Annotated in this window: 13 protein-coding genes; 10 read left to right on the top strand and 3 right to left on the bottom strand. The window is 68.6% G+C overall.

Features of this window, described 5'->3' with window-relative positions; genetic code table 11:
• The 8 genes from ACUTR7_RS13755 to ACUTR7_RS13790 form a co-directional block, all read left to right on the top strand.
• On the top strand, positions 1–447 hold a 447-nt coding region (locus ACUTR7_RS13755; protein WP_445609031.1), incomplete at its 5' end, for an electron transfer flavoprotein subunit alpha/FixB family protein.
• Positions 448–572: 125 nt separating this feature from the next.
• Positions 573–1559: a tripartite tricarboxylate transporter substrate binding protein gene (locus ACUTR7_RS13760; protein WP_445609032.1), complete on the top strand. Its 987-nt coding sequence runs from the start codon at positions 573–575 to the stop codon at positions 1557–1559.
• 86 nt (positions 1560–1645) lie between these two features.
• Positions 1646–3190 carry a class I adenylate-forming enzyme family protein gene (locus tag ACUTR7_RS13765; protein ID WP_445609033.1) on the top strand — a complete coding sequence of 515 codons (1545 nt, stop codon included), beginning with the start codon at positions 1646–1648 and terminating at the stop codon, positions 3188–3190.
• Between the two features lie 59 nt (positions 3191–3249).
• Complete coding sequence (locus tag ACUTR7_RS13770; RefSeq protein WP_012203336.1) at positions 3250–4020, top strand: class II aldolase/adducin family protein; 771 nt, start codon at positions 3250–3252, stop codon at positions 4018–4020.
• An 8-nt stretch (positions 4021–4028) separates the two neighbouring features.
• Positions 4029–4958, top strand: a complete 930-nt coding sequence (locus ACUTR7_RS13775; RefSeq protein WP_445609034.1) for a 2-hydroxyacid dehydrogenase — start codon at positions 4029–4031, stop codon at positions 4956–4958.
• A 154-nt stretch (positions 4959–5112) separates the two neighbouring features.
• On the top strand, positions 5113–6108 hold the full coding sequence (locus tag ACUTR7_RS13780) for a tripartite tricarboxylate transporter substrate binding protein (protein ID WP_043823801.1): 996 nt from the start codon (positions 5113–5115) through the stop codon (positions 6106–6108).
• A 160-nt stretch (positions 6109–6268) separates the two neighbouring features.
• The gene (locus ACUTR7_RS13785; protein WP_013804138.1) at positions 6269–6553 is read left to right on the top strand and encodes a CopG family ribbon-helix-helix protein; all 285 of its coding nucleotides are present in this window, start codon (positions 6269–6271) and stop codon (positions 6551–6553) included.
• Positions 6514–6834 (top strand): type II toxin-antitoxin system RelE/ParE family toxin, encoded by a 321-nt coding sequence (locus tag ACUTR7_RS13790; protein WP_099734645.1) that lies wholly within the window; start codon positions 6514–6516, stop codon positions 6832–6834. Before ACUTR7_RS13785 ends, ACUTR7_RS13790 begins: the two co-directional genes overlap by 40 nt.
• Positions 6835–6919: 85 nt before the next feature.
• Here the strand turns inward: ACUTR7_RS13790 and ACUTR7_RS13795 are convergent, their stop codons facing one another.
• Complete coding sequence (locus ACUTR7_RS13795) at positions 6920–7966, bottom strand: GlxA family transcriptional regulator (RefSeq protein WP_445609035.1); 1047 nt, start codon at positions 7964–7966, stop codon at positions 6920–6922.
• Between the two features lie 96 nt (positions 7967–8062).
• Here ACUTR7_RS13795 and ACUTR7_RS13800 point away from each other — a divergent pair, with 96 nt between their 5' ends.
• A complete protein-coding gene (locus ACUTR7_RS13800) occupies positions 8063–9439 on the top strand; it encodes an amidohydrolase (RefSeq protein ID WP_445609036.1) in 1377 nt (458 codons plus the stop codon).
• Between the two features lie 166 nt (positions 9440–9605).
• Here ACUTR7_RS13800 and ACUTR7_RS13805 read toward each other — a convergent pair whose 3' ends face one another.
• Together ACUTR7_RS13805 and ACUTR7_RS13810 are read right to left on the bottom strand one after the other, a co-directional pair.
• On the bottom strand, positions 9606–10175 hold the full coding sequence (locus ACUTR7_RS13805) for a VUT family protein (protein WP_034390445.1): 570 nt from the start codon (positions 10173–10175) through the stop codon (positions 9606–9608).
• Complete coding sequence (locus ACUTR7_RS13810; RefSeq protein ID WP_123693033.1) at positions 10172–11956, bottom strand: NAD(P)/FAD-dependent oxidoreductase; 1785 nt, start codon at positions 11954–11956, stop codon at positions 10172–10174. Before ACUTR7_RS13810 ends, ACUTR7_RS13805 begins: the two co-directional genes overlap by 4 nt.
• A 325-nt stretch (positions 11957–12281) precedes the next feature.
• On the opposite strand from ACUTR7_RS13810, the gene ggt reads away from it, so the two are divergent.
• Complete coding sequence (gene ggt, locus ACUTR7_RS13815) at positions 12282–14270, top strand: gamma-glutamyltransferase (RefSeq protein ID WP_445609037.1); 1989 nt, start codon at positions 12282–12284, stop codon at positions 14268–14270.
• Positions 14271–14357: the final 87 nt, after the last annotated feature.

The following is a 14357-nucleotide window of genomic DNA, read 5'->3' on the forward strand; positions in this document are numbered from 1 at the left end:
CAGGTGGAGCAGCTGGCAGCCGCTGGCGACAACGGCAAGAGCAGCTTCGTGGGCCGTGAGGTCACCAAGAATGACCGCCCGGAACTGACGGCTGCCAAGATCATCGTCTCCGGTGGTCGCGCGCTGGGCAGCAGCGAGAAGTTCAACGAAGTCATGACCCCGCTGGCCGACAAGCTGGGCGCCGCCATCGGCGCTTCGCGCGCAGCGGTGGACGCAGGCTATGCGCCCAATGACCTGCAGGTCGGCCAGACCGGCAAGATCGTGGCGCCCCAGCTGTACATTGCGGCTGGTATTTCCGGCGCCATCCAGCACTTGGCCGGCATGAAGGACTCCAAGGTGATCGTGGCGATCAACAAGGACCCCGAGGCACCGATCTTCTCGGTGGCCGACTACGGCCTGGAGGCCGACCTGTTCCAGGCCGTGCCCGAGCTGGTGCAGTCGCTGTAAGAACGCAAGGCACCGCACCGGGAGGCGGTGCCAACGGGCCCGGGTGAAGTATCCGGGCCCTGGCCAGAGCGGCACACAAGGCATGTGCCCCGGCCCCACCTGGTTCAGAGATGCAGGAGACAGATATGCAGATTTCCATTGGCCGCCGCAGCCTTGCGCTTGCGGCTGTTGTCTTTGTGGCCACCACGGGCGCCAGCGCACCGGCATGGGCCCAGGCCAGCGACTTTCCCACGCGCCCGATCACGCTGATCGTGCCCTTCCCCGCAGGCGGCTCCACCGACCGCCACATGCGCACCCTGGCCGACATCGCGGGCAAGCAGCTGGGCCAGACCATCATCGTGGAGAACAAACCCGGCGCGGGCGGCACGCTGGGCCCGGGCAACATGTCCCGCACGGCCAAGCCCGATGGCTACACCATCACCCAGTTCCCCATGTCCATGCTGCGCATGGCGCACATGCAGAAGACGGCCTGGAACCCGGTCACGGACTTCACCTACATCATCGGCGTCTCGGGCTACACCTTCGGCTTCACGGTGCGCTCGGACTCGCCCTACAAGAGCTTCAACGAATACATTGCCGCCGCGCGCAAGAGCCCCGGCAAGATCGAGTACGGCTCCACCGGCATAGGCTCCTCGCCCCACCTGCTGATGGAGGAGCTGGCCGAGAACGCCAAGGTCACGCTCAACCACGTGCCCTTCAAGGGCAACGCCGACCTGCAGCAGGCCCTGCTGGGCGGCCACGTGGCCGCGCAAAGCGATGCCTCGGGCTGGGACACCTATGTGGATGGCGGCCAGATGCGCCTGCTCATGACCTTCGGCGAAAAGCGCACCCAGCGCTGGCCCGACGTGCCCACGGCCAAGGAGCTGGGCTATGGCGTGGTCTCCACCTCGCCCTACGGACTGGCCGGCCCCAAGGGCATGGACCCGGCCGTGGTGCGCAAGCTGCACGACGCCTTCAAGAAAGCCATGGATGACCCGCGCCACATCGAGGTGCTCAAGCAGCTGAACCAGGACTCCTGGTACCGCTCCGGCGCCGACTATGCGCAGTGGGTGCGCGAGGCCTATGCCAAGGACAAGGTCCTGATCGACCGCCTGGGCCTGGCCGCCAAGTAGGCCTGTCCTCCAATGCGCCCGCAGGGCCAGGGGGCTGGCGGGCGCAGTCCGCTTGAGATTCGTGAATTCGTGAAACGGAGTCCCTCATGACTGTCTCCCTGCCTTCGCCCGATGCGCCCTTCACCACGCTGGCCGAACTGATCCGCAGCCACGCGCGCCAGCAGCCGGCCCATGCCGCGCTGCGCGACGACCAGCAGACGCTGAGCTACGCGCAGCTCGACGCCCTCATGGACCGCGTGGCCGCCGCGCTGCAGCGCGACGGCGTGCAGCCTGGCCAGGCGATTGCCATCTGCGCGTTGAACTCGGTGCGCTATGCCGCGCTGTTCCTGGGCGCCTTGCGCGCGGGCGTGGTGGTTGCGCCGCTGGCGCCGTCCTCCACGGCCGACAGCCTGGCCTCCATGCTGCGCGATGCCCAGGCGCGCCACCTGTTCCTCGACAAGGCGGCCCAGGACCTGGTGCCTGCCGACGGCGCCCTGCAATGCATCTCGCTGGACGGCGCCGCGCCCGGCCGGGCCTTTGACGACTGGCTGGCGCCCGAAGGCGCGCAGCCCGCGCCCGTGAGCGTGGAGCCGGCCGCGCCGTTCAACATCATCTATTCCTCGGGCACCACGGGCACTCCCAAGGGCATCGTGCAGTCGCACGGCATGCGCTGGGCCCACATCAACCGGGGCAGCGTCTACGGCTACGGCCCCGAGGGCACGACGCTGCTGGCCACGCCGCTGTACTCCAACACCACGCTGGTGGTGTTCTTCCCCACGCTGGGCAGCGGCGGCTGCGTCGTACTGATGCCCAAATTCGACGCGGCCCGCTACCTGCAGCTGGCCCAGCAGCACCGCGTCACCCACACCATGCTGGTGCCCGTGCAGTACCAGCGCATCATGGCGCTGCCGCAGTTCGGCGAGCATGACCTGTCCAGCTTCCGCGCCAAGTTCTGCACCAGCGCGCCGTTCCGGGCCGAGCTCAAGGCCGACGTGGTGGCGCGCTGGCCCGGCAGCCTGACCGAGTTCTACGGCATGACCGAAGGCGGCGGCACCTGCATCCTCGAAGCCCATCTGCACCAGGACAAGCTGCACACCGTGGGCAAGCCCGCCGAAGGCCATGACATCCGCCTCATCGACGAGGACGGCCGCGAGGTCGCCCCGGGCGCGGACGGCGAGGTCGTGGGCCATTCGGCCAGCATGATGACCGGCTACCACGGCCAGCCCGCCAAGACGCGCGAGGCCGAATGGTTCGACCCCACGGGCAAGCGCTTCATCCGCACGGGCGACGTGGGCCGCTTCGATGCTGATGGATTCCTCACCCTGTTCGACCGCCGCAAGGACATGATCATCAGCGGCGGCTTCAACATCTACCCCAGCGACCTGGAAACCCAGCTGCGCGCCCACCCGGCCGTGGACGACGTGGCCGTGGTCGGCGTGCCGTCCGAGCAATGGGGCGAGACGCCCGTGGCCTACGTGGTGTCGCGCGCGGGGCAGCCGGCCCTGCCCGAGGACATCATGGGCTGGTACAACCAGCGGGCCGGCAAGACCCAGCGCCTGGCGGACCTGCGCTTCATTGCCGAGCTGCCGCGCAGCGCCATCGGCAAGGTGCTCAAGCGCGAGCTGCGCGACCAGTACGCGACGGGGCGCTGAACCGGCGGATGCTTTCTCCAAACGATGTCCACCACGATGTCCACCAAGAGGTACACCCCATGAGCAACGACACCACGATGTCCGAGGTCCGCCGCCAGGTGACGGCCGAGGAATGGCAGACCCGCATCGAGCTGGCCGCCGCCTACCGGCTGGTCGCCCACTTCGGCTGGGACGACCTGATCTTCACCCACATCTCGGCGCGCGTGCCGGGCCAGCCCGACCAGTTCCTGATCAACCCCTACGGCATGCTGTTCGACGAGATCACCGCGTCCAGCCTGGTCAAGGTCGATCACGAAGGCCGGCCGCTGATGGAGACCGAATACGACGTCAACCCGGCCGGCTTCGTCATCCACAGCGCCATCCACGACGGCCGTCCCGAGGTGCAGTGCGTGCTGCACACGCACACGCGCTATGGCGTGGCCGTCTCGGCGCAGAAGGAGGGGCTGCTGCCCATCTCGCAGCAGTCCATCTTCCCGCTGGCGCGCCTGGCCTACCACGACTACGAAGGCGTGGCCCTGCGCGACGACGAGAAGCCGCGCCTGGTCGATGACCTGGGCGCCAGCAACTTCCTCATCCTGCGCAACCACGGCCTGCTGACCTGCGGCCGCAACGTGGCCGAGGCCGTGCTGGCCATGTACACGCTGGAGTCGGCCTGCCGCATCCAGATCCTGGCGCAGTCGGGCGGCGGCGAGCTCACGCGCATCCCGCAGGACATCATTGCCGATGCGGTCAACCAGTCGCGCCAGGTCACCAAGGGCAAGGGCGCAGGCCTGGCCTGGCCCGGCCTGCTGCGCCGCCTGGACCGCATAGACCCTTCTTACAAGGACTGAAGGAAACCATGGGAATTCTGGTCAACATCCATCCGAGCATGGGCGCGCCCATCGTCGACTCGCTGCGCGCGCTGGCGCCCGGCGTGCAGGTCTGGGGCCACCGCGAGGAGGCGCCGGCCGACGCGGTCGAGGCCATGCTCGCCTGGAGCCTCAGGCCGGGCGTGCTGCCGGCCTATCCGGGCCTGAAGCTGCTGTGCGCGCCCAGCGCAGGCGTGGACAAGCTGCTGGCCGTGCCTGACCTGCCGGCCGGCCTGCCCGTGGCGCGCACCGTCGATCCGCAGCAGCATGTGGAGATCGCACAGTACGTGGTCGGCACCGCGCTGCGCCACACGCGCGAGCTGGACCTGTTCGCGCGCCAGCAGCAGGCCGGCGACTGGCTGCGCCGCCCCGTGCGCGCCAGCGCAGACTGCCGCGTGGGCATCCTGGGCCTGGGCGAGGTCGGCCGCTTCGTGGCCGGCGCCATGCAGGCCATCGGCTACCCCGTCGCAGGCTGGAGCCGCAGCGCCAAGAGCATTGCAGGCCTGGCCACGCACAGCGGTGCCGAAGGTCTGAAGCAACTGCTGTCCACCAGCGATATCCTGGTCTGCGCCTTGCCGCTCACGCCCGAGACGCGCGACCTGCTGGACCGCCGAACCCTGTCCCTGCTGCCGCGTGGCGCCTACTTCATCAACGTGGGGCGCGGCGAGCAGGTGGTGGAAGATGACCTGCTGGCCCTGCTCGACGAAGACCACCTGGCCGGCGCCGCGCTGGACGTGCTGCGCGACGAACCGCCCCAGCCCGGCAACAAGGCCTGGGGCCATCCCAAGGCCTTCGTCACGCCGCACATCGCGGCCCAGGCCTCGGCCGACACCGTGGCGCGCCAGTGCCTGGAGAACCTGCGCCGCCTGCGCGCGGGCGAGCCGCTGCTCAACCTTGTGGATGTGGCGCGGGGGTACTGAGCCTTGTTTTCCATCCGACGCTGCGCTGTTGCGTGGCGTTTTTTCATCGCCGGGCCGCCCCAAGATGAAAAGCGGCCCCCTTGGGGGCAGCGGACCTTGCGCAGCAAGGGTAGCGTGGGGGCCATTTTTCAACTGAGAAGAATCCAGAGACACCATGCCTTCGACTTCCCGCCGCGGCTTTTTGCAATCGACCGCTGCCGCCGCTGCAGCAGCCACCACCGTGCTGGCCCCCTCGGCCTGGGCCCAGAGCCCCTGGCCCTCCAAGCCCATCCGCATCATCGTTCCCTACACGGCAGGCGGCTTCACCGACCAGATGGCGCGCCTGCTGCAGGTCGGCCTGCAAAAGGCCCTGGGCCAGCCCGTCATCGTGGAGAACAAACCTGGCGCCAACAGCATCATCGGCGTGGACCAGATCGCCAAGGCCGCGCCGGACGGGCACACCTTCGGCGTGGTCATCGCGGCCTATGCGGCCAACACCACGCTCTATCCCAAGCTGCCCTACAACCCCAAGAAGGACCTGGTCGGCGTCTCGCTGATGGGCGTCTCGCCCCTGGTCGCTGCCGTGGCCATGAACGCGCCCTTCAAGACCACGCCCGAGCTGATCGCCTATGCCAAGGCCAATCCCGGCAAGGTGGGCTTCGGCTCCTCGGGCAGCGGCTCCAGCGCCCACCTGACCACCGAGCTGATGAAGCTGCTCACCAAGACGGACATGGTCCACGTGCCCTACAAGGGCGCCGCGCCCGCGCTGGCCGACCTCATGGGCGGCCAGATCCCGCTGTTCCTGGACCCGCCGCCCAACCTCATCCAGCCCGCCAAGGCGGGCCGCATCCGCCTTATCGGCGTGGCCAGCGACAAGCGCCTGGCCGCGCTGCCCGACGTGCCCACCTTCGTGGAGCAGGGCTACGACGGCCTGCTGGGCAGCACCTGGGCGGCCATGATCGCGCCGGCCGGCGTGCCGCGCGAGATTGTGCAGCGCATGTCCGCCGAGGTGTCGCGCATCATCCGCAGTGCCGAGGTGTCGCAGCGGCTGGAGCAGGTGATGGGGACGTTTGCGGAGGGGTCCACGCCTGAGGAGTGCGATCGGTTCATTGCTGCCGAGACGGAGAAGTGGGGGAGGGTGATTCGGGAGGCGAAGGTGACGGTGGACTGAGTCTTTCTTGTTCTCGGGTTCTGTTTTTGTCCCTGTCCCGTGCCTGCTCGTCCAGCCATCCGTCAGGCCTGGGTGACCTTGATGCCATGCCGATACATCTGTGTGGCATTGTCCTATGTGCTACCTTGTACGTACCCTGTAACATATGAGAGCCCGCGCCATGAGCGAAGCAACTTTCACCTTCCGGGTCGATGAGGTCCTGAAAAACGACTTTGCCACCGCCGCCAAAGCCTGCGACCGCACGGGTGCGCAGCTGCTGCGCGACTTCATGCGCTCATATGTGCAACAGCAGGAACAGACTGCGGCACATGACGCATGGTTGCGCGCGCAAGTGCAGGTCGGCATCGACGCGGCCAACGCGGGTGAGGTGCTGTCTGCCGATGAAGTGGAAGCAGAAGCACGGGCATGGCGGGCCGAAATGCGCAGGAAGATTTCCGCGCCGTGAAGCTGGTATGGACACGTCCAGCAGCCGCCGACAGGCGGGAGATCCGTGCCTACATCGCTCAAGACAATCCGTCCGCTGCGCTGGCCCTTGACGAGCGGTTTTCCGAAATAGCGGGGCATTTGATCGACCATCCCCTGCTTGGCCGAGTCGGGCGCGTCGCCGGCACGCGCGAACTGGTGGTGCATCCCAACTACATCCTGGTTTATGACGTGATCGCCGACAGCGTGCGTGTGCTGCGCGTCCTGCATGCGGCCCGCCAGTGGCCGCCGCAGCGGACATAGCCGTATCCCGGACGGGGAGATCCGGTACGCGCATGGATCGACGCGACGCAGGAGTCGATGGTCGATGCCCATCGCGAAGCGGTGTTCAAACGTCTATGCCCGTAGCCTTCCCGTCCAGGGCATCGACCCTCCACCGCCTCCTCGGCGCCCTCAGCGCATGCCTTTCCCGATAGGCAGCAGGCGCCATTCCCACATACCGCAAGAACACCCGCCGAAACGCCGAGGCATCCCCATACCCGCAGGCCAGCGCCACGGACGGTACGCTCTCCAGCGTGATCTCCAGCAGCACCCGGGCCCGCGCGCAGCGCAGGCGGTGCAGGTGGTCCAGCGGGCTGTGGCCCAGTTCCTGCTGGAAGTGGCGCAGCAGGGTGCGCGGGCTGGTGGATGCCGCGTCCGCGAGGGCCTGCAGGTCATAGGGCTGCTCCACGCGTGCCTCCAGCCAGGCGATGGCATGGGCCAGCACGCTGTTGCGCGTGGCGGGAATGCGGCGGTCCTGCAGGGCGGCGCGGGTGGCGCGTTCACGCTGGGCATCGGGCTGCAGCACGGCGGCCAGCGCTGCGGCCAGGTCGTCGCCGAAGGCATGGCGTGTGAGTGCAACGGCCATGGGTGCCAGGGCCTCGGGGTGGGAGGCGCTGAGCCAGGGCCTGTCGTCCACGAAGGGCTGGCCCTCGGCCAGTTCGATGCCCGGGAAGTCCAGGCCGAAGCCGCCCATGAAATACCAGGGCAGGGCCACAAGCCGGCCCTGGCAGCGGCCGCCGGTTGCCGCAAACCAGGCGGCGCTGCCCAGCGTGCATACGGCCAGGCCCTGGTCGAAGGCCGTGGTGATGCGGCGCACCAGGGCCGGATGCGCGGCGACGATGTCGCGGATGGAGGGAATATCAGGGCAGTGCAGCGCGCTCACGAAGACGGCCTGCGCGGGCCCCTCGGCTGCCGCGCCTTCGGCCGCATGCGGCATGGCGGGCAGGGGCCGGCCCTGGCCGTCGACCCACCGCCAGCCAAAGCGCGGTGCGCGCCGGCCCAGGCGCAGGCTGGCGACCAGGTTGGCACTGCGCAGCATCTCCACCAGGTGCGCGGCATGGCCGATGGCGCTGTGCTCCAGGCAGGGCAGCTCGATGATGAAGGCTCGGGGCATGGCGGTTCTGGCTCCTCAAATGGCGATTTTGACGTGCCCGTCATACGTGCTTCACTTTTAGCATGGCTGCTTGTGCCACTTTCCAGGACCACGAAGATGCTCCACACCAGCGCCGAGACAAAGCCTTCCTCCTCCCCGCGCACAGGCCTGCGCTCCATCGCCCTGGCCGGGCTGCTGGCCTGCGGCCTGCCACTGGCGGCCAGCGCCCAGGGGCTCGATGCACAGGGCCTGGCGGCCCTGGATACCGCCATCCAGCCGCTGGCGCCCAAGATGGTGGAGTGGCGCCGCGACATCCACCAGCACCCTGAACTGTCGGGCCAGGAAGAACGCACGGCCAAGCTGGTGGCCGATCACCTGCACCGCCTGGGCATGGAGGTGCAGACCGGCGTGGGCGGTACGGGCGTGGTAGGCGTGCTGCGTGGCGGCCAGCCCGGCAAGACCGTGGCGCTGCGTGCCGACATGGATGCGCTGCCCGTGGCCGAGAAGACCGGCCTGCCCTTTGCCTCCAAGGCCAAGGCCCAGTACATGGGCAAGGAGGTTTCGGTCATGCATGCCTGCGGGCACGATGCCCACGTGGCCATGCTCATGGGCGCAGCCGAGGCGCTGGCCGGCATGCGCGCGAAGCTGCCCGGCACGGTGAAGTTCATCTTCCAGCCCGCCGAGGAAGGCGCCCCGGTGGAGGCCGATGCCCACGGCCATGTGCCCAGCTTCGGCGCCAAGGCCATGGTGGAGGCCGGCGTGCTCAAGGACGTGCAGGCCATCTACGGCCTGCACATCACGGCCAATCTGCCCTCGGGCATGGTGGGCTATCGCAGCGGACCGCTGATGGCGGGTTCGGACAGCCTGAGCATCCAGGTCGAGGGCCGGGGCGGCCATGGCTCGTCGCCGTGGAATGCGGTCGATCCCATCGTCGCGGCCAGCCAGGTGGTGCTGGGCCTGCAGACCGTGGTCAGCCGCCAGCTCAACATCAGCCTGGAGCCGGCCGTGCTGACGATCGGCTCCATCCAGGGCGGCACGCGCTACAACATCATCCCGGACAACGTGGAGATGCAGGGCACGCTGCGCACCTTCGACGAGGACATGCGCCAGGAGGCGCACAAGCGCATCACCGCCACGGCCGAGCAGATCGCGGCCTCCAGCGGCGCCAAGGCCAAGGTGCGTTTCGGTCCGGTGGCCTATCCGGTGACCACCAACCCCGCAGCACTGACCGAGGCCTCGCTGCCCGCGCTCAAGCTGGCCATGGGCGGCAAGGCCATGGTGATTCCCAAGGTCAGCGGCTCCGAGGATTTCTCGGAATTCCAGAAGGTGGTGCCTGGCTTCTTCTACTTCCTGGGCGCGCCGCCGGCCGGCCAGGATTTCGCCAAGGCGCCGTCCAACCACTCGCCGCTGTTCGACATCGACGAGAAGCAACTGCCCACGGGCGCGCGCTCACTGGCCGCGCTGGCCGTGGACTATCTGCAGCGCAACCCATAGTTATTGGACTCCCCCTGAGCGGCGGACGCCGCTTCCCGTTGCACGGCGCCCCCTCTCTCGCTACGCGGGAGGGGGACGGCACCCTCGCTGCGGGGCGGCGCGGCCGGCGTAGGCCCTTGCTCGGTGCCCCTGGCTTGAGATCGAGTCCGTGCGAACCGCGTCGGCTTTATTTGGCGCTAGCGATTGCCGATGGGCCTTTCCACCACCGGGCGATGGCGAGCCGGAAGGGCAGCAGCAGCGCCACGCCCAGCACCAGCTTGACGCCCAGGTCGCCCAGGGCCCAGGTCACCCAGGGCTCGGCGGCGCCTGCGAAGGCGATGCTCCAGAACAGGAAGGTGTCCAGGCATGCGGCCAGCAGCGTGGCCACCAGGGGGGCACGCCACCAGCGGCCCGCACGCAGGCGGTGGAACACGCCGATGTCCAGCCATTGCGAGGCAATGAAGGCCGCGCCCGAGGCCAGCGCGATGCGCGGCGGCGCCAGCACCAGCGAGGCGGCAACGGCCACGGCAAAGCCCACCCAGGCCACGCGCCGGGCCTGCTGCGGGCCGAAGCTGCGGTTGACCAGCTCGCTCACCAGGAAGGCGAACGGATAGGTGATGGCGCCCCAGGTCAGCCAGTCGTTGATGGCGTACTGCACCAGGATGTTGGACGACAGCACCACCACGCCCATGGCCGCAATGGCGGCCAGCAGCTGGGTGCGCGAGGGGGCGGCGAAACGGTGCGGACGCGGTGTCATGCTGCGCCACCGGAGCCGCGTGCGCCCGACGAGGGCAGGGGCAGCCCGAGGATGGCGCAGGCCACGGCCTCGCCCACCTTGACGCCGTCCACGCCGGCCGACAGGATGCCGCCCGCATAGCTGGCGCCTTCGCCGGCCGGGTACAGGCCGCGCGTGTTCAGGCTGTGGAAGTCCGCGCCGCGCTCGATCTTCACGGGCGAGGAGGTGCGCGTTTCCACGCCGGTGAGCACGGCGTCGTGCATGTCGTAGCCGCGGATCTTCTTGCCGAAGGCGGGCAGCGCCTCGCGCATGGCCTCGATGGCGTAGGCCGGCAGCACGTGGTGCAGGTTGGTCAGCGTGATGCCGGGCTGGTAGGAGGGCTCGACCTCGCCCAGCGCGGCCGATTCCTTGCCCGCGATGAAGTCGCCCACCAGCTGGCCCGGCGCGTTGTAGTTGCGTCCGCCCAGCAGGTAGGCCTTGGTCTCCAGCTGGCGCTGCAGCACGATGCCCGACAGCGGGTGCAGCTCGCCGTCCTTGAGGTCTTCCACGCCATGGGTCTTGCCGTCGAAGGCCCAGGCAAAGCTCTTGGCATCGCGCGGATAGTCGGAGGGGTCGATGGCGCAGACCATGCCCGCGTTGGCATTGCGCTCGGCGCGCGAGTACTGGCTCATGCCGTTGGTGACCACGCGCTCGGGCTCGCTGGTGGCCGCCACCACGGTGCCGCCCGGGCACATGCAAAAGCTGTAGACCGCGCGCCCGTTGCTGGCGTGGTGCACCAGCTTGTAGTCGGCCGCACCCAGCAGCGGGTGGCCGGCATGCCTGCCCCAGCGCGCCCGGTCGATCAGGCCCTGCGGATGCTCGATGCGAAAGCCCACCGAGAACGGCTTGGCCTCCATGTGCACGCCGCGTTCGTAGAACATGGCGAAGGTGTCGCGCGAGCTGTGGCCCAGTGCCATCACGGCATGGTCGGTCTCCAGCCACTGGCGCTCGCCGCTGTCCTGGTCCAGCACCTCCAGGGCGGTGAGATGGCGGTCCTCGCCCTCGCCCTCGATGCGCATGTCACACACGCGCTGGCCGAAGCGGATCTCGCCGCCCAGGCGGATGATTTCCTCGCGGATGCCCTCGACCACCTTCACCAGCTTGAAGGTGCCGATGTGCGGGTGCGCGGCATAGAGGATCTCGGGCGGTGCGCCGTGGGTGACGAACTCCTGCATCACCTTGCGACCCAGGTGGCGCGGGTCCTTGATCTGGCTGTAGAGCTTGCCGTCGGAGAAGGTGCCTGCGCCGCCTTCGCCGAACTGCACATTGGACTCGGGCGCCAGCTCGCGCTTGCGCCATAGGCCCCAGGTGTCCTGGGTGCGCTCGCGCACCGAGCGGCCGCGCTCGATCACGATGGGCCGGAAGCCCATCTGCGCCAGCACCAGGGCCGCAAAGATGCCGCAGGGCCCGAAGCCCACCACCACGGGCCGGCGCTGCAGGTCGGCAGGCGCCTGGCCCACGGCATGCCAGCGCATGTCGGGCGTGGGGTTCACATGGGCATGGCTGGAGAACTGCTCCAGCAGTGCGGCTTCCTGGCTCTCGTCGGCCAGCGTCAGGTCGACGATGTAGACGGCCAGCAGCTCGGACTTGCGCGCATCGAAGCTGCGCTTGTGCACGTGCACGGAGGCAATGGCCTCCTCGGCAATGCCCAGCTGGCGCGCGGCCAGGGCGCGCAGCGGCTCCAGGGGCAGGTATTCGGTGTGGCTGTCGGGGTGGTATTGCACCGCCGACAGGGGCAGTTTCAGTTCAGAGACGCGGATCATGGCTTGTACCTATCAAGCAGAGGGCCGGCGATGGTAAGCCAAAGTGGGCGACCGCACAGGCTGCGGGCCGCACAGCCTTGGGGTGTGCTCGGGTTCGGATTTTCCGCCAGATATTCCTGGTCCTGGTGCTGCCCCGATCCGGGCACGGACCTTGCATGCAGGGCCGGCCATCCGCGAGCGGGGTCCTTCAGTCCCGCTCTGACGGGGTGGCTGCATCTGCGCGAAGTGGTGGTGGAACGGATGTAAGCTCGCGGCAAGCCTGCGGGCGGGTGCTGCCCCAGGTGAACAAGATCAACGCATTCCACGCACCACAAGGAGACATTTCATGAAGCAACCCCCTTCCAGGCAACGCCTGCCTGCATGGCAGTGGATCGGCCTTGCGGCCGCCACGCCGCTGTTCCTCGCATCGTGCGGAGGCGGTGGCAATGGCGGATCGGGCCAGGACGACCTGGCCGCCTGTGCCATCACCTCGGGCGATGGCAGCGTGGTCGTGGGCTCGGGCCTGCCCGGTGATCCGGCCGCACCCGAACCCTCGTCGGGCTACCGCCTCGGCAAGAAGGCCCTGCACACCTCCAAGTACATGGTGGTCACGGCCAACCCGCTGGCGTCCAAGGCCGGTTGCGAGGTGCTCAAGTCCGGCGGCTCGGCCGTGGATGCGGCCGTGGCCGTGCAGATGGTGCTGGGCCTGGTGGAGCCGCAGTCCAGCGGCATCGGCGGTGGCGCCTTCATGCTCTACCGCGATGCGGCCACGGGCAAGGTCGTGGCCTATGACGGCCGCGAGACCGCGCCGGCCGCCGCCACGGAAAACTACCTGCGCTACGTGGACGACACCGCCGACCAGACCGCGCCCAAGCCCTCGGCGCGCGCCAGCGGCCGCTCCATCGGCACGCCGGGCGTGGTGCGCATGCTGGAACTCGCGCACAAGGACTACGGCAAGACCGCGTGGCCCCAGCTGTTCAATTCGGGCATCGACCTGGCCAGCAAGGGCTTTCCCATCAGCGGCCGCATGGCTGCGGCGCTGGACGGCTCCAAGGTGGAACTGGCGCGCGACGCCGATGCCGCCAAGCTGTACTTCGATGCCCAGGGCAAGCCGCTGGCGCTGGGCGCCAAGTTCGTCAACCAGCCCTATGCCGACACGCTGCGCAGCATCGCCAATGGCGGCGCCGACGCCTTCTACCGTGGCGACCTGGCCCAGGCCATCGTCAGCAAGGTGGGCGTGACGCAGACCGTCTCGGACGGCGCACCCATCACCCCCGGCAAGACCACGCTGCAGGATCTGGCCAGCTACGAGGCCAAGCGCCGCGAGGCCGTCTGCACCACCTACCGCGCGCGCTACATGGTCTGCAGCATGCCGCCGCCGTCGTCGGGTGGCATCGCCGTGGCACAGGCCATGGGCATTCTGGAAAACTTCGACCTCAAGGCCTATGCGCCCACGGCCATCGATGGCGAGGGCGGCAAGCCTTCGGTGATGGGCGTGCACCTGGTCAGCGAAGCCCTGCGCCTGGCCTATGCCGACCGTGACAAGTACGTGGCCGACACCGACTTCGTGTCCCTGCCCGGCGGCTCGCCGGCCCTGATGCTGGACAAGAGCTACCTGCGCCAGCGCGCCGCCCTCATCTCCACCACCAAGAGCATGGGCACGGCCCAGGCAGGCAACTTCGGCACGCCTTCGCAGGGCGTGGTCGATGTCAAGGAGGCCGGCACCACGCACATGAGCATCGTCGATGCCAAGGGCAACGCACTGAGCATGACGACCACGGTGGAGTCCAGCATGGGCTCCTTCCACGTCACGCGCGGCTTCGTGCTCAACAACCAGCTGACCGACTTCGCTGCCATCCCCAGCACCACCGACGGCCCGGTCGCCAACCGCGTGCAGCCGGGCAAGCGTCCGCGCAGCTCCATGGCGCCCACGCTGGTGTTCGACCTGAAGACCGACGGCACCGCCGGCGACTTCAAGATGGCCACGGGCTCGCCGGGCGGCAGCACCATCATCCAGTACGTGACCAAGACCCTGGTCGGCGCGCTGGACTGGGGTCTGGATGCCCAGCAGGCCACGTCGCTGGTGGACTTCGGCGCGGCCAACAGCCCGACCACCAACGTGGGCGGCGAGCACCCCAACATCAACACGGCCAATGGCGGCAACGACGATCCGCTGGTCAGCGGCCTGCGTGCCCTGGGCCATGTGGTGTCCATCAGTGCGCAGTCCAGCGGCATCGGCACCATCTTGCGGGTGCAGCGCAATGGGCAGGCGCAGCTGGAAGGTGGGGCTGATCCGCGCCGTGAAGGGCTTGTTTTGGGCGATACCGTTCGCTGATCTTGGTCTGATGATTGACTGAGGAAGGCGCTGCTGGCAGGGATGCTGGTGGCGCTTTTCTTTTATGGGGTCCATAGCCTGCCCCCC

The organism is Delftia sp. NA_296.1 (assembly GCF_052692095.1).

Excerpts from the sequence above, each read along its gene's own strand:
- ACUTR7_RS13760 (WP_445609032.1), top strand. The coding sequence starts at position 573 with ATGCAGATTTCCATTGGCCGCCGCAGCCTTGCGCTTGCGGCTGTTGTC.
- ACUTR7_RS13765 (WP_445609033.1), top strand. The coding sequence starts at position 1,646 with ATGACTGTCTCCCTGCCTTCGCCCGATGCGCCCTTCACCACGCTGGCC.
- ACUTR7_RS13770 (WP_012203336.1), top strand. The coding sequence starts at position 3,250 with ATGAGCAACGACACCACGATGTCCGAGGTCCGCCGCCAGGTGACGGCC.
- ACUTR7_RS13775 (WP_445609034.1), top strand. The coding sequence starts at position 4,029 with ATGGGAATTCTGGTCAACATCCATCCGAGCATGGGCGCGCCCATCGTC.
- ACUTR7_RS13780 (WP_043823801.1), top strand. The coding sequence starts at position 5,113 with ATGCCTTCGACTTCCCGCCGCGGCTTTTTGCAATCGACCGCTGCCGCC.
- ACUTR7_RS13785 (WP_013804138.1), top strand. The coding sequence starts at position 6,269 with ATGAGCGAAGCAACTTTCACCTTCCGGGTCGATGAGGTCCTGAAAAAC.
- ACUTR7_RS13790 (WP_099734645.1), top strand. The coding sequence starts at position 6,514 with ATGGCGGGCCGAAATGCGCAGGAAGATTTCCGCGCCGTGAAGCTGGTA.
- ACUTR7_RS13795 (WP_445609035.1), bottom strand. The coding sequence starts at position 7,966 with ATGCCCCGAGCCTTCATCATCGAGCTGCCCTGCCTGGAGCACAGCGCC.
- ACUTR7_RS13800 (WP_445609036.1), top strand. The coding sequence starts at position 8,063 with ATGCTCCACACCAGCGCCGAGACAAAGCCTTCCTCCTCCCCGCGCACA.
- ACUTR7_RS13805 (WP_034390445.1), bottom strand. The coding sequence starts at position 10,175 with ATGACACCGCGTCCGCACCGTTTCGCCGCCCCCTCGCGCACCCAGCTG.
- ACUTR7_RS13810 (WP_123693033.1), bottom strand. The coding sequence starts at position 11,956 with ATGATCCGCGTCTCTGAACTGAAACTGCCCCTGTCGGCGGTGCAATAC.
- ggt (WP_445609037.1), top strand. The coding sequence starts at position 12,282 with ATGAAGCAACCCCCTTCCAGGCAACGCCTGCCTGCATGGCAGTGGATC.